Origin of the sequence: Geobacillus sp. TFV-3 (assembly GCF_009901865.1) — a bacterium.
Classification (GTDB): Bacteria; Bacillota; Bacilli; order Bacillales; family Anoxybacillaceae; genus Geobacillus; species Geobacillus thermoleovorans_A.
The window spans coordinates 325,172-347,082 of the sequence record NZ_MPSP01000001.1 but is presented as its reverse complement, the minus strand read 5'-3'; the positions used below and the strand labels follow the sequence as shown (position 1 = coordinate 347,082).

Here is a 21,911-nt window from a genome sequence, read left to right as displayed (position 1 = left end):
TCGAGAGCTGACCGCGGCGCTTCCACTTTTCTCGTTAGGTCAAGCCCTCGATCGATTAGTATCCGTCAGCTCCACGTGTCGCCACGCTTCCACCTCGGACCTATCGACCTCGTCATCTTCGAGGGATCTTACCCGCTTCACGCGGTGGGAAATCTCATCTTGAGGGGGGCTTCACGCTTAGATGCTTTCAGCGCTTATCCCGTCCGCACATAGCTACCCAGCGGTGCCCCTGGCGGGACAACTGGTACACCAGCGGTGCGTCCATCCCGGTCCTCTCGTACTAAGGACAGCTCCTCTCAAATTTCCTCCGCCCGCGACGGATAGGGACCGAACTGTCTCACGACGTTCTGAACCCAGCTCGCGTACCGCTTTAATGGGCGAACAGCCCAACCCTTGGGACCGACTACAGCCCCAGGATGCGATGAGCCGACATCGAGGTGCCAAACCTCCCCGTCGATGTGGACTCTTGGGGGAGATCAGCCTGTTATCCCCGGGGTAGCTTTTATCCGTTGAGCGATGGCCCTTCCATGCGGAACCACCGGATCACTAAGCCCGACTTTCGTCCCTGCTCGACCTGTCCGTCTCGCAGTCAAGCTCCCTTGTGCCTTTGCACTCTCCGAATGATTTCCAACCATTCTGAGGGAACCTTTGGGCGCCTCCGTTACCTTTTGGGAGGCGACCGCCCCAGTCAAACTGCCCGCCTGACACTGTCTCCCACCCCGCTAAGGGGTGCGGGTTAGAATTTCAATACCGCCAGGGTGGTATCCCACCGCCGCCTTCACCGAAGCTGGCGCTCCGGCTTCCCAGGCTCCCACCTATCCTGTACAAGCGATACCAAAATTCCATATCAGGCTGCAGTAAAGCTCCACGGGGTCTTTCCGTCCTGTCGCGGGTAACCTGCATCTTCACAGGTAGTATAATTTCACCGGGTCTCTCGTTGAGACAGCGCCCAAGTCGTTACACCTTTCGTGCGGGTCGGAACTTACCCGACAAGGAATTTCGCTACCTTAGGACCGTTATAGTTACGGCCGCCGTTTACTGGGGCTTCGGTTCGCACCTTCGCTTCCGCTAAGCGCTCCCCTTAACCTTCCAGCACCGGGCAGGTGTCAGCCCCTATACGTCGCCTTTCGGCTTCGCAGAGACCTGTGTTTTTGATAAACAGTCGCTTGGGCCTTTTCACTGCGGCTCTTCCAGGCTCTTCACCCGAAAGAGCACCCCTTCTCCCGAAGTTACGGGGTCATTTTGCCGAGTTCCTTAACGAGAGTTCTCCCGCGCGCCTTAGGATTCTCTCCTCGCCTACCTGTGTCGGTTTGCGGTACGGGCACCTCTTCCCTCGCTAGAGGCTTTTCTTGGCAGTGTGGAATCAGGGACTTCCGGAATGCTCCGTCGCCGTCACCGCTTGGCCTTAGCGACCCGCGGATTTGCCTGCGGATCAGCCTCACGGCTTGGACAGGCTCTTCCAGCCGCCTGCTCGCCCTATCCTCCTGCGTCCCCCCATCGCTCAAACGGGAAGAAGGTGGTACAGGAATCTCCACCTGTTGTCCATCACCTACGCCTTTCGGCCTCGGCTTAGGTCCCGACTAACCCTGAGCGGACGAACCTTCCTCAGGAACCCTTAGGCTTTCGGCGCAGAGGATTCTCACCTCTGTTTTCGCTACTCATACCGGCATTCTCACTTCTAAGCGCTCCACCAGTCCTTCCGGTCTGGCTTCTCTGCCCTTAGAACGCTCCCCTACCGATGACCAACGGTCATCCCGCAGCTTCGGCGGCACGTTTAGCCCCGGTACATTTTCGGCGCAGAGCCACTCGACCAGTGAGCTATTACGCACTCTTTAAATGGTGGCTGCTTCTAAGCCAACATCCTGGTTGTCTTTGCAACTCCACATCCTTTTCCACTGAACGTGCACTTCGGGGCCTTAGCTGGCGGTCTGGGCTGTTCCCCTCTCGACCACGGATCTTATCACTCGCAGTCTGACTCCCGGGCATAAGTCGTTGGCATTCGGAGTTTGACTGGGTTCGGTAACCCGGTTTGGGCCCCTAGCCCAATCAGTGCTCTACCTCCAACACTCTTAAACCCGAGGCTAGCCCTAAAGCTATTTCGGGGAGAACCAGCTATCTCCAAGTTCGATTGGCATTTCACCCCTACCCACACCTCATCCCCGCACTTTTCAACGTGCGTGGGTTCGGGCCTCCAGCCGGTGTTACCCGGCCTTCACCCTGGACATGGGTAGATCACCTGGTTTCGGGTCGACGACGACGTACTAAACGCCCTCTTCAGACTCGCTTTCGCTGCGGCTCCGCCTCTTCGGCTTAACCTCGCACGCCATCGTCACTCGCCGGTTCATTCTACAAAAGGCACGCCATCACCCATCAACGGGCTCTGACTACTTGTAGGCACACGGTTTCAGGTTCTCTTTCACTCCCCTCCCGGGGTGCTTTTCACCTTTCCCTCACGGTACTGGTGCACTATCGGTCACTAGGGAGTATTTAGCCTTGGGAGATGGTCCTCCCTGCTTCCGACGGGATTCCTCGTGTCCCGCCGTACTCAGGATCCGCTCGGGAGGGAACGAAGTTTCGACTACAGGGCTCTCACCTTCTCCGGCCGGCCGTTCCAGACCGGTTCGTCTACCCCGTTCCTTTCTCACTCCCATCGTGAGCGGTCCTACAACCCCAAGAGGACAAGCCTCTTGGTTTGGGCTGTTCCCGTTTCGCTCGCCGCTACTCAGGGAATCGCGTTTGCTTTCTTCTCCTCCGGGTACTAAGATGTTTCAGTTCCCCGGGTGTGCCCTCCATACCCTATGGATTCAGGCATGGATACTGCCCCATTACGGACAGTGGGTTCCCCCATTCGGACATCTCCGGATCTACGCTTGCTTACAGCTCCCCGGAGCGTTTCGGCGTTTGCCCCGTCCTTCATCGGCTCCTAGTGCCAAGGCATCCACCGTGCGCCCTTTCTAGCTTAACCTAAAGCGTCTCGGCTTCTTCCTTGTGTCAATCGGTTATCTAGTTTTCAAGGAACGAAGTAGCTTCTTTGAATTCGCTTCTCCGCTGGTTTGCGTCGAGGAATTCGGCTTCTCTGAATCCGCTTGTAGACGCAGACGCAAAACATTTGAGAGAACATGACTCGTTCCCTCAAAACTGAACGAAACGAAAGCGCAATGAATTGGTAAAGTCGGCTATTAACAGCCTCCGCTTTTCTCCTTAGAAAGGAGGTGATCCAGCCGCACCTTCCGGTACGGCTACCTTGTTACGACTTCACCCCAATCACTTGCCCCACCTTCGGCGGCTGGCTCCCGAAACGGGTTACCTCACCGACTTCGGGTGTTGCAAGCTCTCGTGGTGTGACGGGCGGTGTGTACAAGGCCCGGGAACGTATTCACCGCGGCATGCTGATCCGCGATTACTAGCGATTCCGGCTTCATGCAGGCGAGTTGCAGCCTGCAATCCGAACTGAGAGCGGCTTTTTGGGATTCGCTCCCCCTCGCGGGTTCGCAGCCCTTTGTACCGCCCATTGTAGCACGTGTGTAGCCCAGGTCATAAGGGGCATGATGATTTGACGTCATCCCCACCTTCCTCCGACTTGTCGCCGGCAGTCCCTCTAGAGTGCCCAACCGAATGCTGGCAACTAGAGGCGAGGGTTGCGCTCGTTGCGGGACTTAACCCAACATCTCACGACACGAGCTGACGACAACCATGCACCACCTGTCACCCTGTCCCCCGAAGGGGGAACGCCCAATCTCTTGGGTTGTCAGGGGATGTCAAGACCTGGTAAGGTTCTTCGCGTTGCTTCGAATTAAACCACATGCTCCACCGCTTGTGCGGGCCCCCGTCAATTCCTTTGAGTTTCAGCCTTGCGGCCGTACTCCCCAGGCGGAGTGCTTATCGCGTTAGCTGCAGCACTAAAGGGTGTGACCCCTCTAACACTTAGCACTCATCGTTTACGGCGTGGACTACCAGGGTATCTAATCCTGTTTGCTCCCCACGCTTTCGCGCCTCAGCGTCAGTTGCAGGCCAGAGAGCCGCCTTCGCCACTGGTGTTCCTCCACATCTCTACGCATTTCACCGCTACACGTGGAATTCCGCTCCCCTCTCCTGCACTCAAGTCCCCCAGTTTCCAATGACCCTCCACGGTTGAGCCGTGGGCTTTCACATCAGACTTAAGGGACCGCCTGCGCGCGCTTTACGCCCAATAATTCCGGACAACGCTCGCCCCCTACGTATTACCGCGGCTGCTGGCACGTAGTTAGCCGGGGCTTCCTCGTGAGGTACCGTCACCGCGCCGCCCTCTTCGAACGGCGCTCCTTCGTCCCTCACAACAGAGCTTTACGACCCGAAGGCCTTCTTCGCTCACGCGGCGTCGCTCCGTCAGGCTTTCGCCCATTGCGGAAGATTCCCTACTGCTGCCTCCCGTAGGAGTCTGGGCCGTGTCTCAGTCCCAGTGTGGCCGGTCACCCTCTCAGGCCGGCTACGCATCGTCGCCTTGGTGAGCCGTTACCTCACCAACTAGCTAATGCGCCGCGGGCCCATCCGCAAGTGACAGCTTTCGCCGCCTTTCAACCGAAGACCATGCGGTCTTCGGTGTTATCCGGTATTAGCTCCGGTTTCCCGGAGTTATCCCGGTCTTGCGGGCAGGTTGCCCACGTGTTACTCACCCGTCCGCCGCTGACCAAACTAGAGCAAGCTCCAGTCCGGTCCGCTCGACTTGCATGTATTAGGCACGCCGCCAGCGTTCGTCCTGAGCCAGGATCAAACTCTCCAAAGAAAGTGGATTACTTCCTGCATGATCCAGCTTCGGCTCGCCGCCGCTCGGGGTCAAATAACCTTCGCCTTCGGGATTAGAAATCCCTGCAGGCGAAGAACATTTGCCCGTCGCGGCGAAACGCTCGCCTCCGCTTTTCTATTGCACTTCGTTTCGTTCAGTTTTCAAGGAACGATCTATCCTTTCTTCGCCCGAGGAATTTACCCCCTCTAAAGCGACCCTTACAATATATCACCCTTTTTTGTTTTTGTCAACACATTTTTTTTTGCTTTTTTTCGCCGCACCAAAGCGGCTTTACTAATATAGCACCTCTGTTTTGATGTGTCAACTGTTCATTCAAGATTTTTTCTTTCAAATCAAAACCGCCTCCTCCCTTCAACTTATAGCACATCAAGCCAAACGTGTCTCTCGTTCGCAAAAATTTTCTTGACGGACATAAAAAAAAGACTGTTCCCAAGACCGGCAAACCCGCCTTAGGAACAGTCCTCTTATCCTCCCTATTCTCGCAAAAAGACGAAGTAACAGATAAAGACGACAAACAGCACATACAACAACGGATGCACATCTTTGCCGCGGCCTTTTAAAATCATCGTGATCGGGTAGAAGATGAAGCCGACGGCAATCCCAGTGGCGATGCTGTAGGAAAGCGGCATCGTGATGAGCGTGAAGAACGCCGGTACAGCGACTTCGAACTTCTTCCAGTCAATTTCGCCGATCGACGAGGCCATTAATACCCCAACGATGATCAGCGCTGGCGCGGTGACCGGTGCGGTAATGACGCTTAACAGCGGCGAGAAGAACAACGCCAGCAAGAACAAAATCCCTGTCACGACCGCGGAAAATCCGGAGCGCCCCCCAGCAGCGACGCCGGCCGACGATTCGATATACGACGTCGTCGTCGATGTTCCAAACACCGCCCCAACCATGACCGCCGTTGCGTCAACGAGCAACGCTTTGCCGGCGCGCGGCAGTTTATTGTTTTTCAACAACCCAGCTTGGTTGGCGACAGCCAAGAGCGTCCCGGTCGCATCGAAAAAGTCGACAATAAAGAACGTTAAGACAACACCGAGCATTTTCCACGAGAAAATGTCCGGCAAATGTTTGATCGCGACGCCGAACGTCGGCGAAATGTCCGGAATCGCACCGACAATTTGATGCGGGACTTTGATCAAACCGAAAATCATGCCGACAATCGCGGTAATGACCATGCCGTAAAAGACGCCGCCGTTTACTTTTCTTACCATCAAAACAACAGTAATGAACAATCCAAAAATGGCCAACAGTGTATTGCCGTCTTTCAACGAACTTAATCCGACAAGCGTTGCTTTGTTATCGACAATAATTCCAGCGTTTTGCAAGCCGATGAACGTGATGAACAGCCCAATTCCGGCGCTGACTGCATATTTCAGTTCAACCGGGATGGCATCGATAATTTTTTCCCGAATGCCGGTGAGCGATAAAATCGTAAAAATGATGCCGGAAACAAACACTCCTGCCAGCGCTGTTTGCCACGGAATACCCATGTGCAGCACAACCGTAAAGGCGAAAAAGGCGTTCAGCCCCATCCCCGGCGCCAAGGCGATTGGATAGCGGGCCAACACTCCCATCAAAATCGATCCGTACGCCGCTGCCAAAGCCGTGGCGACAAACACGGCGCCTTGGTCAATGCGCAGTTCATCAGGAAAATCTTTCACAGCCCCTAACGACAAGGTAAATGGGTTGACGAACAAAATGTACGCCATCGACAAAAACGTCGTCAGCCCGGCGATCATCTCCGTCCGATAGTTCGTGCCGAGCTCATCAAACTGGAAGTACTTTCTCACGTCTGCCCCCTCCTATACATAAAATAAAAAACGCTTCTAGCAGCTACCAGAAGCGTTGACTAGGAAGGAATGACGAACAGAGAGAGAGGACAAATAAGCACTCTCCTATCCCGCATCCCTCGTAGTCAAGCTATTTACGGTAGCTTGGTAGAAACTCCCGAGCCATATTCCCGGGATTATACGACGGAATTCGACAATATTCATGATTCCACGGCTATTGTATCAGCCTGAAGATGACTTGTCAAGAAAAAAGACGAACATTTCTTTGGAAATGTTCGTGGTTTGTTCGTTTTTATTCCCACTCGATCGTTGCCGGCGGTTTGCTCGTAATATCGTAAACGACGCGGTTGACGTGCGGCACCTCATTGACGATGCGCGTTGAAATCCGCTCGAGCACATCCCACGGGATGCGCGCCCAATCGGCGGTCATCCCATCGATCGAGGTCACTGCACGAATGGCAACTGTATAATCGTACGTGCGGGCATCTCCCATCACCCCAACGCTGCGAATGTCGGGAAGGACGGTAAAGTATTGCCAAATTTCGCGGTCCAATCCAGCTTTTTTCACTTCTTCGCGCAAAATGGCGTCTGATTCGCGAACGATTTCCAATTTTTCTTCCGTCACTTCTCCAAGAACACGGATGCCAAGCCCTGGCCCCGGGAACGGCTGACGCCAGACGATTTCGTCTGGGATTCCCAGCTGCGTGCCGAGTGCACGCACTTCGTCTTTAAACAGCGTATTGAGCGGTTCGATCAGTTCGAATTTCATATCTTCCGGCAAACCGCCGACATTATGATGCGATTTGATCGTTTGCGCCGTCGCTGTGCCGCTTTCGATAATGTCGGTATAGAGAGTGCCTTGCACTAAAAATTCGATGCCTTCAAGCTTGGCCGCCTCGTCGTCAAATACGTAAATAAACTCGTTGCCGATGATTTTCCGCTTTTGTTCCGGGTCCGTAACCCCTTTGAGTTTCGCCAAAAAACGGTCTTTCGCATCAACTTTGATGACATTCATTTGGAACTGCTCACGGAACGTCTTCATGACACTTTCGGCTTCACCTTTGCGCAAAAGGCCATGGTCGACGAAAATACAAGTAAGTTGGTCGCCAATGGCGCGGTGCACCAAAACGGCAGCGACCGACGAATCGACTCCGCCGCTTAAAGCGCACAGCACTTTTTTTCCGCCCACTTGTTCGCGGATGCGGCGCACCTGCTCATCAATAAAGTTTTCCATCGTCCAGTCGCCCCGACAGCCGCATACCTCAAAGACAAATTTCTTCAATAGATCATTGCCGTATACCGAATGGCGCACTTCTGGATGGAATTGCACCCCGTACCATTTCCGGCGTTCGTCGCTCATCGCGGCGATCGGGCAGGAAGGACTCGTCGCATCAACGGTAAAGCCGGATGGCGGGGCAGTCACTAAGTCACCGTGGCTCATCCAAACGACTTGCTCGTCCGGCAACCCATGAAAGAGCAATGAGTCGTTTTTGACTTGAATGAGCGCTTTGCCGTATTCACGGTGCGTCGCTTTTTCCACTTTTCCTCCTAAATGATGCGCCATGAGCTGCATCCCGTAGCAAATCCCTAAAATCGGCAACCCAAGCTCAAAAATCGCTGGATCGCACGTAAACGCTTGTTCATCATACACGCTGTTCGGACCGCCCGAGAAAATGATTCCCTTCGCGTTCAATGCGTGAATTTCCTCCGCGCGGATTGTGTGCGGGTGTAGCTCGCTGTAAACGCCGAATTCGCGAATGCGGCGGGTGATCAGCTGGTTGTATTGACTCCCAAAGTCCAAGACGACGATCATTTCTTGATTCATGTTCTCCACCCCGTCAAAAAAATAACGCTGCCATTGCCCAAAACGTTGATGAAGGCAGAATAGCAGCGTCTTCTGCCTTCATAGTCAGGCCGTTTACGGCGGCCCGGTAGAGACACGCAGGCCATATCCCCGCGCATATATGAAGGGCTTTCGTCTATCCGTATGCAAATTTGAGTTCATTCTATCAACTTGCCAGCAGACGGTCAAGAGATCGTCCTTTTTATTAAATTTTCCCACAATTGCACCGCTTCGCGGACATTGCCCTCCTTGACTCCTGTTCCGTACACGGCGCATTCGTATAGTTTCGTCAACCGATTCATTTCATCTGTTTCAAACAAACGATCCACCTCGGCGGCGTATTGACGCAGCGTTTCATGCGGCCGACGCTTCAGTCCATAATCTTGCAAATGGCGAAGAAGCGCCCCGTACGCCAAAACGAGCCAGTCGGCCTCATCGAGTTTCCGGCGGCGGAATCGAAGGAGCGTAAGGCGCGGCCACCATTTCCGCCTTGTCGCATAGGCCGCACCGCCCAACATAGCCAACACGACCAGCGTGGTCAGCCCCATTTTCCACGACCAAACATCCGCCAGCTTCTCCCACCAATGCTCCCCCTGTGCCGTCGAAGGTTGCTCAAGCAATTGATCGAGCGGCACACGCGGCGTTTCCCGTTCTTCCGGTTGCAGCTGTGGCTCTGGCTCCTCTGGATTCGAAGCGGCAAGCGAGAACGCATATGGATTGACAAACCCTTGCGTCGGTTCAAATGGCACCCAGCCGACGCCTTCAAAATACACTTCGACCCATGAATGGGCGTCGTTGTTGTGCACTTCATAAACCGATTGCCCGTCTTGTTCCCCAACCAACCGTCCGGATGTGTACCCTTTCACCCAGCGCGCTGGAATGCCCAGTGTGCGGACGAGCACCGCCATTGAGGTGGAAAAATTGTCGCAATATCCTTGCTTCGTCTCAAATAAAAACTGATCAACGTAATCTTGATCAGGCCCGGGAACAGCGACGTCCGTCGTTTCGTACGTGTATCCGTTCAGATGGAAGTATTGCTCGATCGCTTTTACCTTGTCGTACACGGTTTCTTTTCCATCGGTAATTCGCTTCGCCAACTCGCGAACCCGCTGCGGCAGCGTCTCTGGCAATTGCGTATAACGTTTCAAAAAGGGTAGGTCTTGGACAGAAGGCGCGGCGCGCAACGCCGCAATCGGAAAGTCCGGCTCCAAGTACGTCAACGTGTACCGGCGGATGGGGAGCGCATTGGCCTCCTTGTCGGTCGTGTAAATTTTTTCCGTTGCCATATGCATGCGGTAAACGATCGGTTCAGACATTTGCACCTGCCGCAAACCAAGCGGATAGATGAGATGAAACGCCCGGTCTTGGCGGTTGATTTCTGCCGTCTGCTCGACCGTCTTAACTTTGTCGCTCCACCATTCATACCTAATCAGCTCACCGTTTCCAAACGACTGAACTTGTTCGCTTTGGAACGCTTCCCACCCTTTTCCCGTGTAAATATCTTTCGTTTCGACGCGCCAATAATGACGACCTTGGTCTTTGGCAACGAAAACGACGGTATCATCAGCGATAAACGGCCCGCCAAGTCGGGAATCATTTTGCCCATATCCCACTTTTGCCACACCAGAAGGAGGTGCGTCATCGTTCGTTTCTTCCGGCTGGGCATGATAGCTGCGGATAAACGCCACCGGATCCGGCCATTGCGGCGGCAGCTTCGGACCAGCATACCCAGCCGCAAGAGCGACGGCGGGAATGAATAGGGCGGCCGCCCGCCACTTTCTGATGCGAAAAGACGGCACGTTCGACCGCAGCCGCTCGCCATGCAGCCAAACGAAGGCAAAAAAGCCGAGCGCAACAAGACGAAGGATCGCCCCGTTGCCGCTATATGGAAGAAACGTATCAAGCACAGCAATATACCCAACTGTCAACGCGTATGGGACAAACCATCGATTCCGCCGTACAATAAGCCAATGCAACAGGAACGAAACGGCCCATAACAGCAGAAAAAAGACAAAGGTGCGCAGCGCATCGCTCGGCATCGAAGATCGATCGCCCAACAGCCAGACGAGGCTGTCCCGCCAAAGATCTTGAGGCAAAGCGATGATCGAATCGAACGGAAACAGCCGAAAGAGCGCCCAACATATATAAACGATTTTCCCCAACGCGGAAAGCCATACAGGAAGGCGGAACAAATACAGTACGAAACAAAGGGCAACAAATGACACAAACACCCCGATATGCGCGGTATCGGTGACATCTTCCAACGGCCAAAGCCACTCGGTGAGCAGCCAAGCGGCTAGGGCGTTAGGCAGCACGGTGGATAACAAGTTTGCCCCTAACGGCCTCATCCATCTCCTCCTCCTTGCCGGACGATGTGCAACGCCTGCGGGTCAATGCGCGATACGTACACCCCGCTGCGGCGAAGCCTGTCGGCCCAATTCCTCTGTTCGTCTCCCCATTCGCCGCTGACGACGTACAACACAATATGACGTTTAGATGCCATCGCGCGCAGCTGCTCTACAAGCGGCATAGACAATATAGATGTGACAACAATGCACCCGGCAGCCGTTCTCCAGTTCGTTTCCTCGGCGAGAACACGAGCGAGCAGCTCCTCGCCGCCAGCATTCACTTCCGCCAAGCGGAGAAGAAGCGACTGCCACTGTTCATCATGGCGGCGCGGCGTTAAGAAAGAACGCTCTTTCCCAGCAAAGAGCAGCCCTACCGGCACCTCCTCATCGATCAATGCCTTCGATACGGAAGCCGCTAGCGTGACAAGTTCCTCAAACCACGGGGACGCGGCGCCATCGAGCATAACGATCCAATCGTCATTGCGCTGCTCATCAAACTCTTTAGTCATCAGTTCCTGTCTGCGCGCTGACACCTTCCAATGCACCCACGACATTTTGTCCCCAGGCACGTACTCGCGGGCGCCGGCCGCCACCGCCATATCGCGGCGATAGGCAAGCGTGCGCGCAGCTTTTCCTTGGGCAAACCATTCGCGCACCATCTCGGACGGCCATTCGATATAACGGGGATAGACGATGACCGTGCACGGGGCATAAAACGATGCCGTTTTGTTCACCCAGCCAAAGACATCGCGCGCTTCCAAGCGAACAGCTTCCAATTGATGACGGCCGCGCGGCAAGGAAAGCGGCCATGTACAAGAAAGGCAGCGGCGAAACGGCCAAGCGAACATCGCGCCTCCTTGCCGCGGTTCTTCCCCAGAAACAACGAGCGCGGCGAGCGGAATCGGCCACGGCAACTCGATGCGTGTCGTCACCGGAATCGGTTCACCTGCATGATAACGCCGCGCCGGCACCGTTCGGCTCACCACAGCGCGTCGAAGCGGGTACATTGCGACCAAGAACGCATACAAACCGAACGGCAAAAAGCTGTAAAACAAAAACCAGCTGACAAATCCACCTTGAAACATGGCGTACGAAAACAAAACAGCCGCCAAAAGCAACAGGCGAAGAAAAGCGGGCCATCGTCGGCCATTCCATTTTCCTCTCATACTCATCGCCGTCCTGGCACCGGCACCGGCGTGCGGGCAATGAGCTGTCCGATAATGGTTTCCGCATCAAACTTGTCCCATTTCGCCTCCGGCCGGACGAGCAGACGGTGGGCGAGCACATAGGGGGCGAGCTGCTGCACATCATCGGGGATGACAAAATCGCGGCCATGGATGAACGCGTACGCCTGCGCCGCTTTCATCAATGCGACTGATCCGCGCGGGCTGACGCCTAAATAGACCGCTTCGTGCTGACGGCTTTGCTGGACAAGCTCGACGATATACCGCTTCACCGTATCGCTCACATGCACATCCCCCGCTTTCCGCTGCAACGAACGCAGCTCCTCAACGGTCATGACTGGGGCGATGTCTTCAAGGGGAGAGGAGTGTTCCAAGCGGGAAAGCATATCGACTTCTTCCTCGGCGGAAGGATAGCCCATTCTCAGCTTCAGTAAAAACCGATCCAACTGTGCCTCAGGGAGAGGGTAGGTTCCTTCATATTCAATCGGGTTTTGCGTCGCCATCACAAAAAACGGCTGCGGCAGCGCCCGCGTGACACCATCCACCGTCACACTTCCTTCTTCCATCGCCTCAAGCAGCGCCGACTGCGTTTTCGGCGACGTCCGGTTAATCTCATCAGCCAACACAATATGGGCGACAATCGGACCGGGCTTGTACTCAAACTGCCGCTCTTTTGGGTTATAGACGGAAACGCCGATCACATCGCTTGGCAGCAAATCCGGCGTAAATTGAATCCGTTTCAGCTCGGCGCTGAACGATTTCGCCAGCGCGCGCACAAGCATCGTCTTGCCGACGCCCGGCACATCTTCAAGCAGCACGTGGCCTTTCGCCAGCAGCGCCGTCAAACTGAGCACAATGACATTGCGTTTTCCGACAATGACTTGTTCAATATTGCGGACGACTTGCTCAAGCGGGGAAAGCAACGGTTCGTTGATCGTCATGACATCAAACTCCTTTTATAGTGATCAATAGGATTTTTAGGAGCAGGCACTATCTAGTTTATACTATTAATATAATATCGAATATACACAACTTTTGGAATGGATTTGCAACAAGGGGGAGGAGAAAAATGGGGAAGTCAAAATGGACAATGATCGTCCCTAGGCTAATCGTCGCTGCCACCGGGGCCGGCGCCGGGGACTTGGTCGCCGCTCTTGTCGCTGGAACGAACTACTGCCTTGTGTTCATGTGGACGATCATCGTTGGAGCCGTGTTTAAATTTGTATTGAACGAAGGGGGCGGTCGTTGGCATCTGTTAAGCGGAAAAACGAGTTTGCCATATTGGCAGTCAACGAACTGCGACATTTGTTTGTTTAAGAAAAAGCGCTCGTCCTGCCTTCGGACGGGCGCTTTCCCATTTAAATCATCTTCTCCGGCCTTACCCATTCCTCGTACTGCTCGGCGGTGACATATCCAGTTTTTAACGCCGCTTCCTTGAGCGTCAACCCTTCGCGATGGGCGAGCTTGGCGATTTCCGCCGCCCGGTCGTAGCCGATATGTGGGCTCAACGCCGTCACGAGCATGAGCGACCGCTCCACATATTCTTTCATCTTCGCTTCATTCACTTCCATCCCTTGGGCGCACCGTTCATCAAACGAGCGGATGGCATCGCCGAGCAGTTGCACCGACTGAATGGCGTTATAGGCGATGACCGGCTTGAACACGTTCAACTGAAAGTTACCTTGGCTCGCCGCAAAGCCAATCGTGGCGTCATTGCCGAACACTTGCACCGCAACCATCGTCATCGCTTCGCTTTGCGTCGGATTCACTTTGCCCGGCATGATCGAGCTGCCCGGCTCATTGGCCGGAATTACGATTTCCCCGAGCCCGGAGCGCGGCCCGCTCGCCAGCCAGCGCACATCGTTGGCGATTTTCATCAAATCGGCTGACAGCGCTTTCAACGCTCCGTGGACGTAAACAATCTCGTCATGGCTGGTCAGCGCGTGGAATTTGTTTGCCGCTGAGCGGAACGGGTAGCCCGTTTGCGCTTGCAGCTGTTTGGCGACTTGTTCGCCAAACGCCGGCGGCGCATTCAACCCCGTGCCGACCGCCGTGCCGCCGATTGCCAAATCAAGCAGCTTCTCACTCGCCTCCATGATCATCGCCTTGCTTTTGTCAAGCATCGCCCGCCAGCCGGAAATCTCTTGTCCAAATGTGAGCGGCGTCGCATCTTGCAAGTGGGTGCGCCCGATTTTGATCGTCTTCCCATATTGGCGTTCTTTGGCCGCGAATGTCCCGATCAAGCCATCAAGAGCTGGCAGGAGGTGCGTTTGGATTTTCGTGTATATAGCGATATGCATCACAGTTGGGAATGTGTCGTTCGAGCTTTGCGACATGTTGACATCATCGTTCGGGTGAATGCGCCCTTCCCCCTCATCCAGCAGCTCGCTCGCCCGTCTCGCTACGACTTCATTGACGTTCATGTTCGTCTGCGTTCCGCTTCCCGTCTGCCAGACGACGAGCGGAAAATGGTCATCCCATTGGCCTGCCAAAATTTCCTCGCACGCGGCCACAATCGACCGCTGCTTCGCTTCGCTCAGTTTCCCGGCTCGATGGTTGACGATGGCCGCCGCCTTTTTCAGCTCAGCATACTCATAAATCAATTCCAAGGGCATTTTTTCCGTACCGATCCGGAAGTTTTTCCGGCTTCGCTCCGTCTGCGCCCCCCAGTATTTATCGGCCGGCACCCGCACCTCGCCGAGCGAGTCGCGTTCAATCCGTTCATTCATCGTGTTGTCCTCCTTTGTTTAGACGTCTCCATTATGTTTTTATTCCCTTTTCCGTGCGGATAAACGCAACAAATCTGCAGAAAAGACGCCTAAACTAAAAAAAGGGGGGGGAATTGCCTATGTGAAAACGACGGAATTAGTGCAACCAAACATCAAAAGGAGAAGTTCCCATGCAAGAGCACTTTCATTTTACAACAGATCGTGTCAAACTTCAAAAGCAATATGCATCGATTTTGCTTTTCGTCTCACATTTCGCACCCTAACAAAGTCAAAACAAAGGATTTTTTATTTCGTTTTTTAGAATAACTTTCCGACCAACACGACGAGCGATGGCAATCCTTTTTTTACCGTCGCTGGTCGTTCCGTATCACGTTACACGTAAATGCTCTCATTCAGCCCCAACCCCTGCAGAATCCTTCGCTGATCCGGGGTAAGGGAGCGATCCAGTGCGCGTTGGATGCGTCCATCCGGCAGCTGGAACAAGATGACGTTCACATATTGAAACAGCTGAAAAATCGCCTGTCCCGTTGGACGGGTCAGCTTGCGGCCTCCAGCCCCTTTTAACGGGTGTTCCGGTGTGATGAACGGACGCACTCGGCGCTGAAAAACGCGGTAAATGGCCAAGGCCAAGAGAAACAAATCACCCAATACCGCAACCCGCTCTGGCTTTTTGACATCAATCTCATCCGTGAAAAAAGGGTCTTTCAAAAAAGCGAAGTTCATTTCCACGGAGATCTGCCCTTTATATAGCTTCAAGATCTCTTGGGCATCCATTTGTTGGCCCTTCCATTCCTTCGGAACGGTCGTGACGAGGACAAACCGAGACGCTTTCCGTTTCGCCTGTTCCCACGCGTCTTGGTCGAATTCGACGTCAAGGCGCAGGAGATGTAGCGTCTCCATCTCGGGTTCCGCCTCTTTTTTCGGCCGTCCGCGCCGTTTTTTCGGACGCACGATCTCTTCGACGACGGCCTCGACCCGATGGAACCGGGGACGGAGGGAGGCCTTCAGGGATGCTAAGGCTTGTTCAGCGTCTTCGCGGCAGGAGAATGGGTGACGCTCCCAACGGATTTGTTCCTCGCGAAGAAGCTCCGCTTCTTTGGCTCGTTCTTTTTCAAGCGTCTTTCCTTTTCGCTGGTCAAGCGCGCTCGATTCGACGACGATCAGCCGAACCGGATGGCCTTCATACGTTGATGTCGTTTCCCATACCCGGTACTTGGCGCCGTTTCTCTCCGCCAGCGCAAAGGGATCGCTCCACGGGATGTGGGCCGAATCGGCCTCGGCCAATGCTCGTTTCACGATCCGGAGCGACGAAGGGCCTCTCGTGATCAAAAAGGCGTTGGCGGCTTTCGTTTGCGCCAAGGTCTCTTTCGTCATCGCAGCGGAATCCGCCACATAAATCCATTCGTCCTCGATCTTGGCTTGTTTGAGCTGTTCATGGACTCGCGACAGCACCTCTGGATTCCACGTTTTGTCAGGCAGGTTGCCGTCGTGCACATCGCCGTAAAACGGGATGCCGTCCTCGTTGCCGACCAGTCCGAAACCGATCTGTTTTTGCCAACGATGATGGCGGTTGTAACCATGTGTGATCTGTAAGGCTTCTAACGAGGCCGATTCATAGGCGCCGTAAACGGTCTTGTCCGTCGCATCGGCGTGAAAGGCTCGGAGAGGAAGGCCTTCTTTCCGGTAAATCTGAATCAAGCAAGCGCTGATGACGTTGTGAATGCCAGCCTCGTACAGACGGTCGAGGTGACGAGCCAGCGCATCGTCATTCAACCAGGAAGGATGGAGCCCGGAACGGATGAGTTTCTCCAGATCGATCTCCTGAGCCCATCGTTCCAGGTGAACGAGGGCTTGCCGGCCGTCAAACATATTGTAGAGGATGGCCTGAACGGCATCGCTGGCTCGAGTCTGGCACTGCGGGTGGGCGGGAACGAGATGGTCAATCAATGGGGGAAGGCCCAGTTCCTTGACTACAGCACTTATGATATTCAAATAAGAATTGCGATAGACCCCTTTGACTTGCACATCCATGAGAGAAAAATTCCTTTACGTTCCTTGTGTATCAAGGATTCATTCGACATCGGAACGAAAAAATCCTCCCGATTTTCGTTGAGAGGGTGCGAAATGTGAGTTAAAACAAAAAGAACACCGGGGAAAACCCCAGTGTTCCAAGGCTATGGCAGTGAGATTACATCATGCCGCCCATATCCGGCATGTTGTTGTTGCCTTTGTTTTCTTCCGGTTTGTCGGCAACGACCGCTTCTGTCGTCAAGACCATTGCGGCGACAGATGCAGCGTTTTGCAGCGCCGAACGAGTGACTTTCGTCGGGTCAACGATGCCAGCTTCGATCATGTCGACCCATTCACCCGTTGCCGCGTTGAAACCAATGCCCGGTTTTTCGTTTTTCAGGCGCTCAACGATGATCGAGCCTTCCAGACCAGCGTTTTGCGCGATTTGACGAACCGGTTCTTCGATCGCGCGCAATACGATTTTCACGCCGGTTGCTTCATCGCCTTCCGCTTCGATGGCAGCGACTTTGTTGTAGATGTTCATCAATGCCGTACCACCGCCGGCGACAATGCCTTCTTCAACAGCCGCACGAGTCGAGTTGAGCGCGTCTTCGATGCGCAGTTTGCGTTCTTTCAATTCTGTTTCTGTTGCCGCACCAACTTTGATGACCGCTACGCCGCCAGCCAATTTCGCCAAGCGTTCTTGCAGTTTTTCGCGGTCGAATTCGGACGTCGTTTCTTCAAGCTGCGCACGGATTTGGTTGATGCGCGCTTTGATGCGATCCGAATCGCCAGCGCCTTCGACGATCGTCGTCGTTTCTTTCGTAACGACAACTTTCGACGCACGGCCGAGCGAAGCGATCGTTGTCGATTTCAATTCACGGCCAAGCTCTTCCGAGATCACCTCGCCGCCTGTTAAAATCGCGATGTCTTCGAGCATCGCTTTGCGGCGATCACCGAAGCCCGGCGCTTTGACAGCAACTGCATTGAACGTGCCGCGCAGTTTGTTAACAACAAGCGTCGCGAGTGCTTCGCCTTCGACATCTTCAGCAATGATCAAGAGCGGACGGCCTTGTTGCACTACTTGCTCAAGAACAGGCAACAGCTCTTGGATGCTCGATACTTTTTTGTCCGTAATCAAAATGTACGGATTTTCCAGAACAGCTTCCATTTTTTCCGTATCCGTAATCATGTACGGCGAAACGTAACCGCGGTCGAATTGCATCCCTTCGACAACATCGAGTTCCGTCGTGAAGCCTTTCGATTCTTCAAGCGTGATGACGCCGTCATTGCCGACGCGTTCCATCGCTTCAGCGATCAATTGACCGACTTCTTCATCAGCAGCCGAAATCGCAGCTACTTGGGCGATCGACTCTTTCCCTTTGATCGGTTTGGAGATGGCTTTTAATTCTTCAACCGCAACCGCAACCGCTTTTTCAATCCCGCGACGGATGCCCATCGGGTTGGCACCAGCAGCTACGTTTTTCAAACCTTCGCGGATCATCGCTTGAGCCAATACCGTAGCGGTTGTTGTACCGTCCCCAGCGATGTCGTTCGTTTTGCTGGCGACTTCAGCGACAAGTTTCGCGCCCATGTTTTCAAACGGATCTTCGAGTTCGATTTCTTTCGCGATTGTTACCCCGTCATTCGTGATGAGCGGCGAACCGAATTTTTTCTCCAATACGACGTTGCGGCCTTTCGGACCTAATGTGACTTTCACTGCGTCTGCAAGTTTGTCCACCCCGCGCAACATCGCACGGCGCGCTTCTTCGCTGAACTTGATTTGTTTTGCCATACCCCGTTACCTCCTTATGAAATTGTTGGACTGCGTGCCACAAGTTAAGTACCGATTAAGTACCTAGTATGTTTTCGGAATGTTTATGTGATGAACGCATATATTAGCGGATGACAGCCAAAATATCACTTTCGCGCAAAATTAAGTATTCTTTGCCGTCATATTTCACTTCTGTGCCCGCATATTTTGAGAAGATGATGCGGTCGCCGACTTCGACTTCCGGCGCAATGCGTTGGCCGTTATCGAGCACGCGGCCTGCACCGACAGCAACAACGCGGCCTTCTTGTGGTTTTTCTTTCGCCGTATCCGGCAGAACGATGCCGCTAGCCGTTTTTTCTTCTGTTTCCACGACTTCAATGACAATACGATCGCCTAATGGCTTCAACACGGGGAACAACCTCCTTAACGATAGTTTTCACCGTTCTTATTAGCACTCATCGATATTGAGTGCTAACACACTTATAATATTAATGAACTTCTTTCCATTTTGCAAGTAGGAAATGCAAAAAAAATAACTGTTTTTCTCTCCTAAAGAAGAAAGAGCAAAAGGAGCCGGCTGTTTTGCCTATACTCCCCATCCGCGCGGAGCTCGTTTTCATTATTTCACATTCCTCGGACTAATAAACGGCTCCGGTTCATTTTTTTACGGCGGTGAGATGGGATGCGAGGACGCAGTTTTCTTACTATTTTCGCCATACATGTGCTACAATACGAATATAATTTTGAAATAAAAGGGGTAGAGGATTTGAAACGCAACCACTGGTACGTCATCATCACGTATATCGTCATGCAGCTGTCCGCCTTTGTCGGCGTGCCGCTTCTTCGCGCCCTCGGCGTCGGCCAAGGAACGGAAAACCGCCTCGAAGCCGCCAAGCTGGCTTCCGGATATTGGGCGATCATTAGTTTCCTGCTCGCTTTTGTCATAATCCTATGGCTGCTCCGCGGTGACCGCAACGAACGAATGATGCGGCGGCTGCCGCTTGCTTCCTCGTGGATGTGGGCGGTCTTGGGCGTCTTTTTGGCGCTCGCGGCCCAAAGCATCGCCGCCAACATCGAATGGCGGCTGCTCGGCATCAAACCAGGGTCGGAAAATACAAGGCAAATCATCGATATCATCCGCCTAACGCCGCTGCTGATCGTCGTCACCTCCGTCATCGGCCCGATTTTGGAAGAGCTCATCTTCCGAAAAATCATTTTCGGCTCGTTGTATGAAAAATACAACTTTTGGCCTGCGGCGCTTGTCAGTTCGCTTTTGTTTGCCGTTGTCCATATGGAGCCGGAACATTTGCTTTTGTACACATCCATGGGGATGGTATTTGCTTTTTTATATGCAAAAACCGGGCGCATTTTCGTGCCGATTTTTGCGCATGTCGCCATGAATACGTTTGTCGTCGCCATGCAGACGCTGTTGGCCGACGAGCTTGAGAAAATGATGCGCCAGTCCGAGCTGCCGCTCGCCGTTTGGAGGGTTTGGCTATGATGCGAAACCCTTGGCTATTTTCGCTTCTGTATTTCGTCTTAGGCTCAATGTTTACGTATTTGGCCATCGAAAGTGCTCATGAAACGGTTTGGAACGTCTCCACCATCGCTTTAGCGGCGCTCGCTGCCTTTGATTTCGGCACCGCCCTTCGCCTTCTTTTCGCCTCAAAACGCTGACCCCCTTCCCGCGGCTCGCACGGGAAGGGACTAGAACATCAATCTCATGACGGCGATCATATCGTGAAAATGGAAACAAAAAACAAAAGGCCGGCCTCAAAGCCATGTTTTGCGGCTTTTGAGACAGCCCCTTCGTTTGGCCCGGCCTTGCTCGCTTTCCTCTCCATGTTTTTCGTCCCGCCTCACTCATTGCCTTCCTGCTCGGCTGCTCGCTGCGCTTTCCGATAGCCGATGCGCGCCACCCAAATGCTTCCTTCATACAAAATGGTGAGCGGAATCATGACGATCACTTGCGACAGCACATCCGGCGGCGTAATGACCGCCGCTAAAATAAGCAGTGCTAAATATGCATACTTGCGGATGCGAACAAGAAGCTGCGGCGTAATCAACCCTAAGCGGGTGAAAAACAGCACCACAATCGGAAGCTGAAATACGATGCCAAACGGCAGCACGAGTTGAAGCAAAAACTGAAAATATTCATTAATGCCGATCATTTGTTGGACCCCTAGTTGGTCAGCCAGCTGGATCATAAAACGAACGACAAACGGAAACAAGACGAAATAAGCGAAGCTGACGCCTGCTAAAAAAAGAACAATCGACGCCGGGATATAGCTTAACGTCACTTTCCTCTCTTTTTCATACAGACCGGGGCTGACAAACGCCCAAATTTGATACAACAGCACCGGAGCCGACAGCACAGCTGCGATGACAAAGGCAAACTGAAAATACACTTTAATCGGATCGGTGAGGCGGAAGGCGTTCATGGTCAAACGCTTCGCCTCAGCCGTGTGCTGCAAATACAAAATGACATCATCGACAAAAAAGAAACTCACGACAAGCGCCGCAGCAAAAAAGACGAGCACGACGATGAGCCGTTTCCGCAGTTCGCCCAGATGCTCATACACCGACATTTCTTTGTCATTCATCGTTTCCCCATCCTGCCTTGTCATCGGTCGGTTTTCGTTTCTTCGTCATCAGCGAGCCCTTTTGTGGCGTCTTTAAACTCGCGAAGCGACTGGCCGAACGACCGCCCCAATTCCGGCAGCTTTTTCGTGCCAAACAGCAGCAAAACAACAAGAACGAGCAACAAATATTTCATGTGTTGTTCTCTCCTTTTTCCGACGTCGCTGGATAGTTTTTCAAAAAATAGACGAGCGACTGCAGCTCAATGGCCAAATCGATATGATGAACGCGAATATGGTTCGGCACGTTCAACCGCGCCGGAGTAAAGTTTAAAATGCCTTTAATTCCTTGCGCGACAAGGCGGTCGGTCAGCGCCTGAGCCGCAGCGGCCGGCACGGTTAAAATAGCGACCGGGATGTTTTCGTGAAGCCGCTCCTCCAACTCATCGAGATGATAGACCGGCACCCCGCCGACTGTCGTCCCGACTTTCCGCTCATCGACATCAAAGGCCATCACGATTTTCGTATTGTTGTTTTTTGAAAAATTATAATTTAAAAAGGCAGTGCCTAAATTGCCGACGCCAAACAAGGCGACTTCGGTCACCTCATCCTCTTCAAGCGTCCGGCGGAAAAACGACAACAAATAATTGACATTATACCCGTATCCCTTTTTACCAAGCGCGCCAAAATAGGAAAAATCACGGCGGATCGTCGCTGGATCAACTTTCACTGCCTCGCTCAACTCGGCAGAGGACACGCGTTGCTTGCCGGAAGCGTACAAGTTTTTCAAAAACCGATAGTAAAGCGGCAGCCGTTTGGCGGTTGCCTGCGGAATTTTCGGTTGTTCGTTGTTCATGATCTC

The 21,911-nt window shown here is 53.5% G+C and carries 15 protein-coding genes, 2 rRNA genes and 2 riboswitches; of the genes, 3 read left to right on the top strand and 14 right to left on the bottom strand.

Annotated features, from left to right (window positions below):
* Window positions 1–35: 35 nt before the first annotated feature.
* From BJQ97_RS01785 to BJQ97_RS01755, 7 genes are all read right to left on the bottom strand, one after another.
* Window positions 36–2,965, bottom strand: a 23S ribosomal RNA gene (locus BJQ97_RS01785).
* 240 nt (window positions 2,966–3,205) lie between these two features.
* Window positions 3,206–4,762, bottom strand: a 16S ribosomal RNA gene (locus tag BJQ97_RS01780).
* Together the 16S and 23S rRNA genes form the textbook arrangement of a ribosomal RNA operon.
* 494 nt (window positions 4,763–5,256) lie before the next feature.
* Complete coding sequence (locus BJQ97_RS01775; protein ID WP_013522807.1) at window positions 5,257–6,582, bottom strand: NCS2 family permease; 1,326 nt, start codon at window positions 6,580–6,582, stop codon at window positions 5,257–5,259.
* Between the two features lie 102 nt (window positions 6,583–6,684).
* Window positions 6,685–6,786: riboswitch (purine riboswitch) on the bottom strand.
* 88 nt (window positions 6,787–6,874) lie between these two features.
* On the bottom strand, window positions 6,875–8,407 hold the full coding sequence (guaA, locus tag BJQ97_RS01770; RefSeq protein WP_160155270.1) for a glutamine-hydrolyzing GMP synthase: 1,533 nt from the start codon (window positions 8,405–8,407) through the stop codon (window positions 6,875–6,877).
* A gap of 61 nt (window positions 8,408–8,468) precedes the next feature.
* Window positions 8,469–8,570, bottom strand: a riboswitch (purine riboswitch).
* A gap of 40 nt (window positions 8,571–8,610) precedes the next feature.
* The gene (locus tag BJQ97_RS01765) at window positions 8,611–10,773 is read right to left on the bottom strand and encodes a transglutaminase TgpA family protein (protein WP_160155269.1); all 2,163 of its coding nucleotides are present in this window, start codon (window positions 10,771–10,773) and stop codon (window positions 8,611–8,613) included.
* Window positions 10,770–11,945 (bottom strand): DUF58 domain-containing protein, encoded by a 1,176-nt coding sequence (locus tag BJQ97_RS01760; protein ID WP_160155268.1) that lies wholly within the window; start codon window positions 11,943–11,945, stop codon window positions 10,770–10,772. Before BJQ97_RS01760 ends, BJQ97_RS01765 begins: the two co-directional genes overlap by 4 nt.
* On the bottom strand, window positions 11,942–12,898 hold the full coding sequence (locus BJQ97_RS01755) for an AAA family ATPase (protein ID WP_160155267.1): 957 nt from the start codon (window positions 12,896–12,898) through the stop codon (window positions 11,942–11,944). The genes BJQ97_RS01760 and BJQ97_RS01755 overlap by 4 nt, the downstream gene beginning before the upstream one ends.
* A 128-nt stretch (window positions 12,899–13,026) precedes the next feature.
* Between BJQ97_RS01755 and BJQ97_RS17550 the strand changes: the two genes are divergently transcribed.
* Window positions 13,027–13,365, top strand: a complete 339-nt coding sequence (locus BJQ97_RS17550) for a hypothetical protein (protein ID WP_236567084.1) — start codon at window positions 13,027–13,029, stop codon at window positions 13,363–13,365.
* Here BJQ97_RS17550 and fumC read toward each other — a convergent pair.
* From fumC to groES, 4 genes are all read right to left on the bottom strand, one after another.
* Window positions 13,316–14,686: a class II fumarate hydratase gene (gene fumC / locus BJQ97_RS01745; RefSeq protein WP_160155266.1), complete on the bottom strand. Its 1,371-nt coding sequence runs from the start codon at window positions 14,684–14,686 to the stop codon at window positions 13,316–13,318. The genes BJQ97_RS17550 and fumC overlap by 50 nt on opposite strands.
* 372 nt (window positions 14,687–15,058) lie before the next feature.
* Window positions 15,059–16,717 carry an IS1634 family transposase gene (locus BJQ97_RS01740; RefSeq protein WP_160155265.1) on the bottom strand — a complete coding sequence of 553 codons (1,659 nt, stop codon included), beginning with the start codon at window positions 16,715–16,717 and terminating at the stop codon, window positions 15,059–15,061.
* 157 nt (window positions 16,718–16,874) lie between these two features.
* The gene (gene groL, locus BJQ97_RS01735; RefSeq protein ID WP_074044537.1) at window positions 16,875–18,491 is read right to left on the bottom strand and encodes a chaperonin GroEL; all 1,617 of its coding nucleotides are present in this window, start codon (window positions 18,489–18,491) and stop codon (window positions 16,875–16,877) included.
* 103 nt (window positions 18,492–18,594) lie between these two features.
* Entirely contained in the window at window positions 18,595–18,879 is a 285-nt protein-coding gene (gene groES, locus BJQ97_RS01730) for a co-chaperone GroES (RefSeq protein WP_013144057.1), read from the bottom strand.
* Between the two features lie 357 nt (window positions 18,880–19,236).
* Here groES and BJQ97_RS01725 point away from each other — a divergent pair, with 357 nt between their 5' ends.
* Together BJQ97_RS01725 and BJQ97_RS01720 are read left to right on the top strand one after the other, a co-directional pair.
* Window positions 19,237–19,971, top strand: a complete 735-nt coding sequence (locus tag BJQ97_RS01725; protein ID WP_160155264.1) for a CPBP family intramembrane glutamic endopeptidase — start codon at window positions 19,237–19,239, stop codon at window positions 19,969–19,971.
* Window positions 19,968–20,147, top strand: coding sequence for a YdiK family protein (locus tag BJQ97_RS01720; RefSeq protein ID WP_160155263.1), 180 nt, complete (start codon window positions 19,968–19,970; stop codon window positions 20,145–20,147). Before BJQ97_RS01725 ends, BJQ97_RS01720 begins: the two co-directional genes overlap by 4 nt.
* A gap of 182 nt (window positions 20,148–20,329) precedes the next feature.
* Here the strand turns inward: BJQ97_RS01720 and tatC are convergent, their stop codons facing one another.
* The 3 genes from tatC to BJQ97_RS01705 are packed head-to-tail and all read right to left on the bottom strand — an operon-like array spanning window position 20,330 to window position 21,905.
* Window positions 20,330–21,073 (bottom strand): twin-arginine translocase subunit TatC, encoded by a 744-nt coding sequence (gene tatC / locus BJQ97_RS01715; protein ID WP_160155262.1) that lies wholly within the window; start codon window positions 21,071–21,073, stop codon window positions 20,330–20,332.
* Window positions 21,074–21,093: 20 nt separating this feature from the next.
* Complete coding sequence (tatA, locus tag BJQ97_RS01710) at window positions 21,094–21,246, bottom strand: twin-arginine translocase TatA/TatE family subunit (RefSeq protein ID WP_044732466.1); 153 nt, start codon at window positions 21,244–21,246, stop codon at window positions 21,094–21,096.
* The gene (locus BJQ97_RS01705) at window positions 21,243–21,905 is read right to left on the bottom strand and encodes a redox-sensing transcriptional repressor Rex (protein WP_160155261.1); all 663 of its coding nucleotides are present in this window, start codon (window positions 21,903–21,905) and stop codon (window positions 21,243–21,245) included. Before BJQ97_RS01705 ends, tatA begins: the two co-directional genes overlap by 4 nt.
* Window positions 21,906–21,911: the final 6 nt, after the last annotated feature.

What these genes read in the sequence shown, in the direction of transcription:
- groL (WP_074044537.1), bottom strand. Translation starts at nt 18,491, where the DNA reads ATGGCAAAACAAATCAAGTTCAGCGAAGAAGCGCGCCGTGCGATGTTG.
- guaA (WP_160155270.1), bottom strand. Translation starts at nt 8,407, where the DNA reads ATGAATCAAGAAATGATCGTCGTCTTGGACTTTGGGAGTCAATACAAC.
- BJQ97_RS01765 (WP_160155269.1), bottom strand. Translation starts at nt 10,773, where the DNA reads ATGAGGCCGTTAGGGGCAAACTTGTTATCCACCGTGCTGCCTAACGCC.
- BJQ97_RS17550 (WP_236567084.1), top strand. Translation starts at nt 13,027, where the DNA reads ATGGGGAAGTCAAAATGGACAATGATCGTCCCTAGGCTAATCGTCGCT.
- BJQ97_RS01760 (WP_160155268.1), bottom strand. Translation starts at nt 11,945, where the DNA reads ATGAGTATGAGAGGAAAATGGAATGGCCGACGATGGCCCGCTTTTCTT.
- BJQ97_RS01705 (WP_160155261.1), bottom strand. Translation starts at nt 21,905, where the DNA reads ATGAACAACGAACAACCGAAAATTCCGCAGGCAACCGCCAAACGGCTG.
- tatA (WP_044732466.1), bottom strand. Translation starts at nt 21,246, where the DNA reads ATGAAATATTTGTTGCTCGTTCTTGTTGTTTTGCTGCTGTTTGGCACG.
- tatC (WP_160155262.1), bottom strand. Translation starts at nt 21,073, where the DNA reads ATGAATGACAAAGAAATGTCGGTGTATGAGCATCTGGGCGAACTGCGG.
- BJQ97_RS01755 (WP_160155267.1), bottom strand. Translation starts at nt 12,898, where the DNA reads ATGACGATCAACGAACCGTTGCTTTCCCCGCTTGAGCAAGTCGTCCGC.
- BJQ97_RS01740 (WP_160155265.1), bottom strand. Translation starts at nt 16,717, where the DNA reads ATGGATGTGCAAGTCAAAGGGGTCTATCGCAATTCTTATTTGAATATC.
- BJQ97_RS01720 (WP_160155263.1), top strand. Translation starts at nt 19,968, where the DNA reads ATGATGCGAAACCCTTGGCTATTTTCGCTTCTGTATTTCGTCTTAGGC.
- fumC (WP_160155266.1), bottom strand. Translation starts at nt 14,686, where the DNA reads ATGAATGAACGGATTGAACGCGACTCGCTCGGCGAGGTGCGGGTGCCG.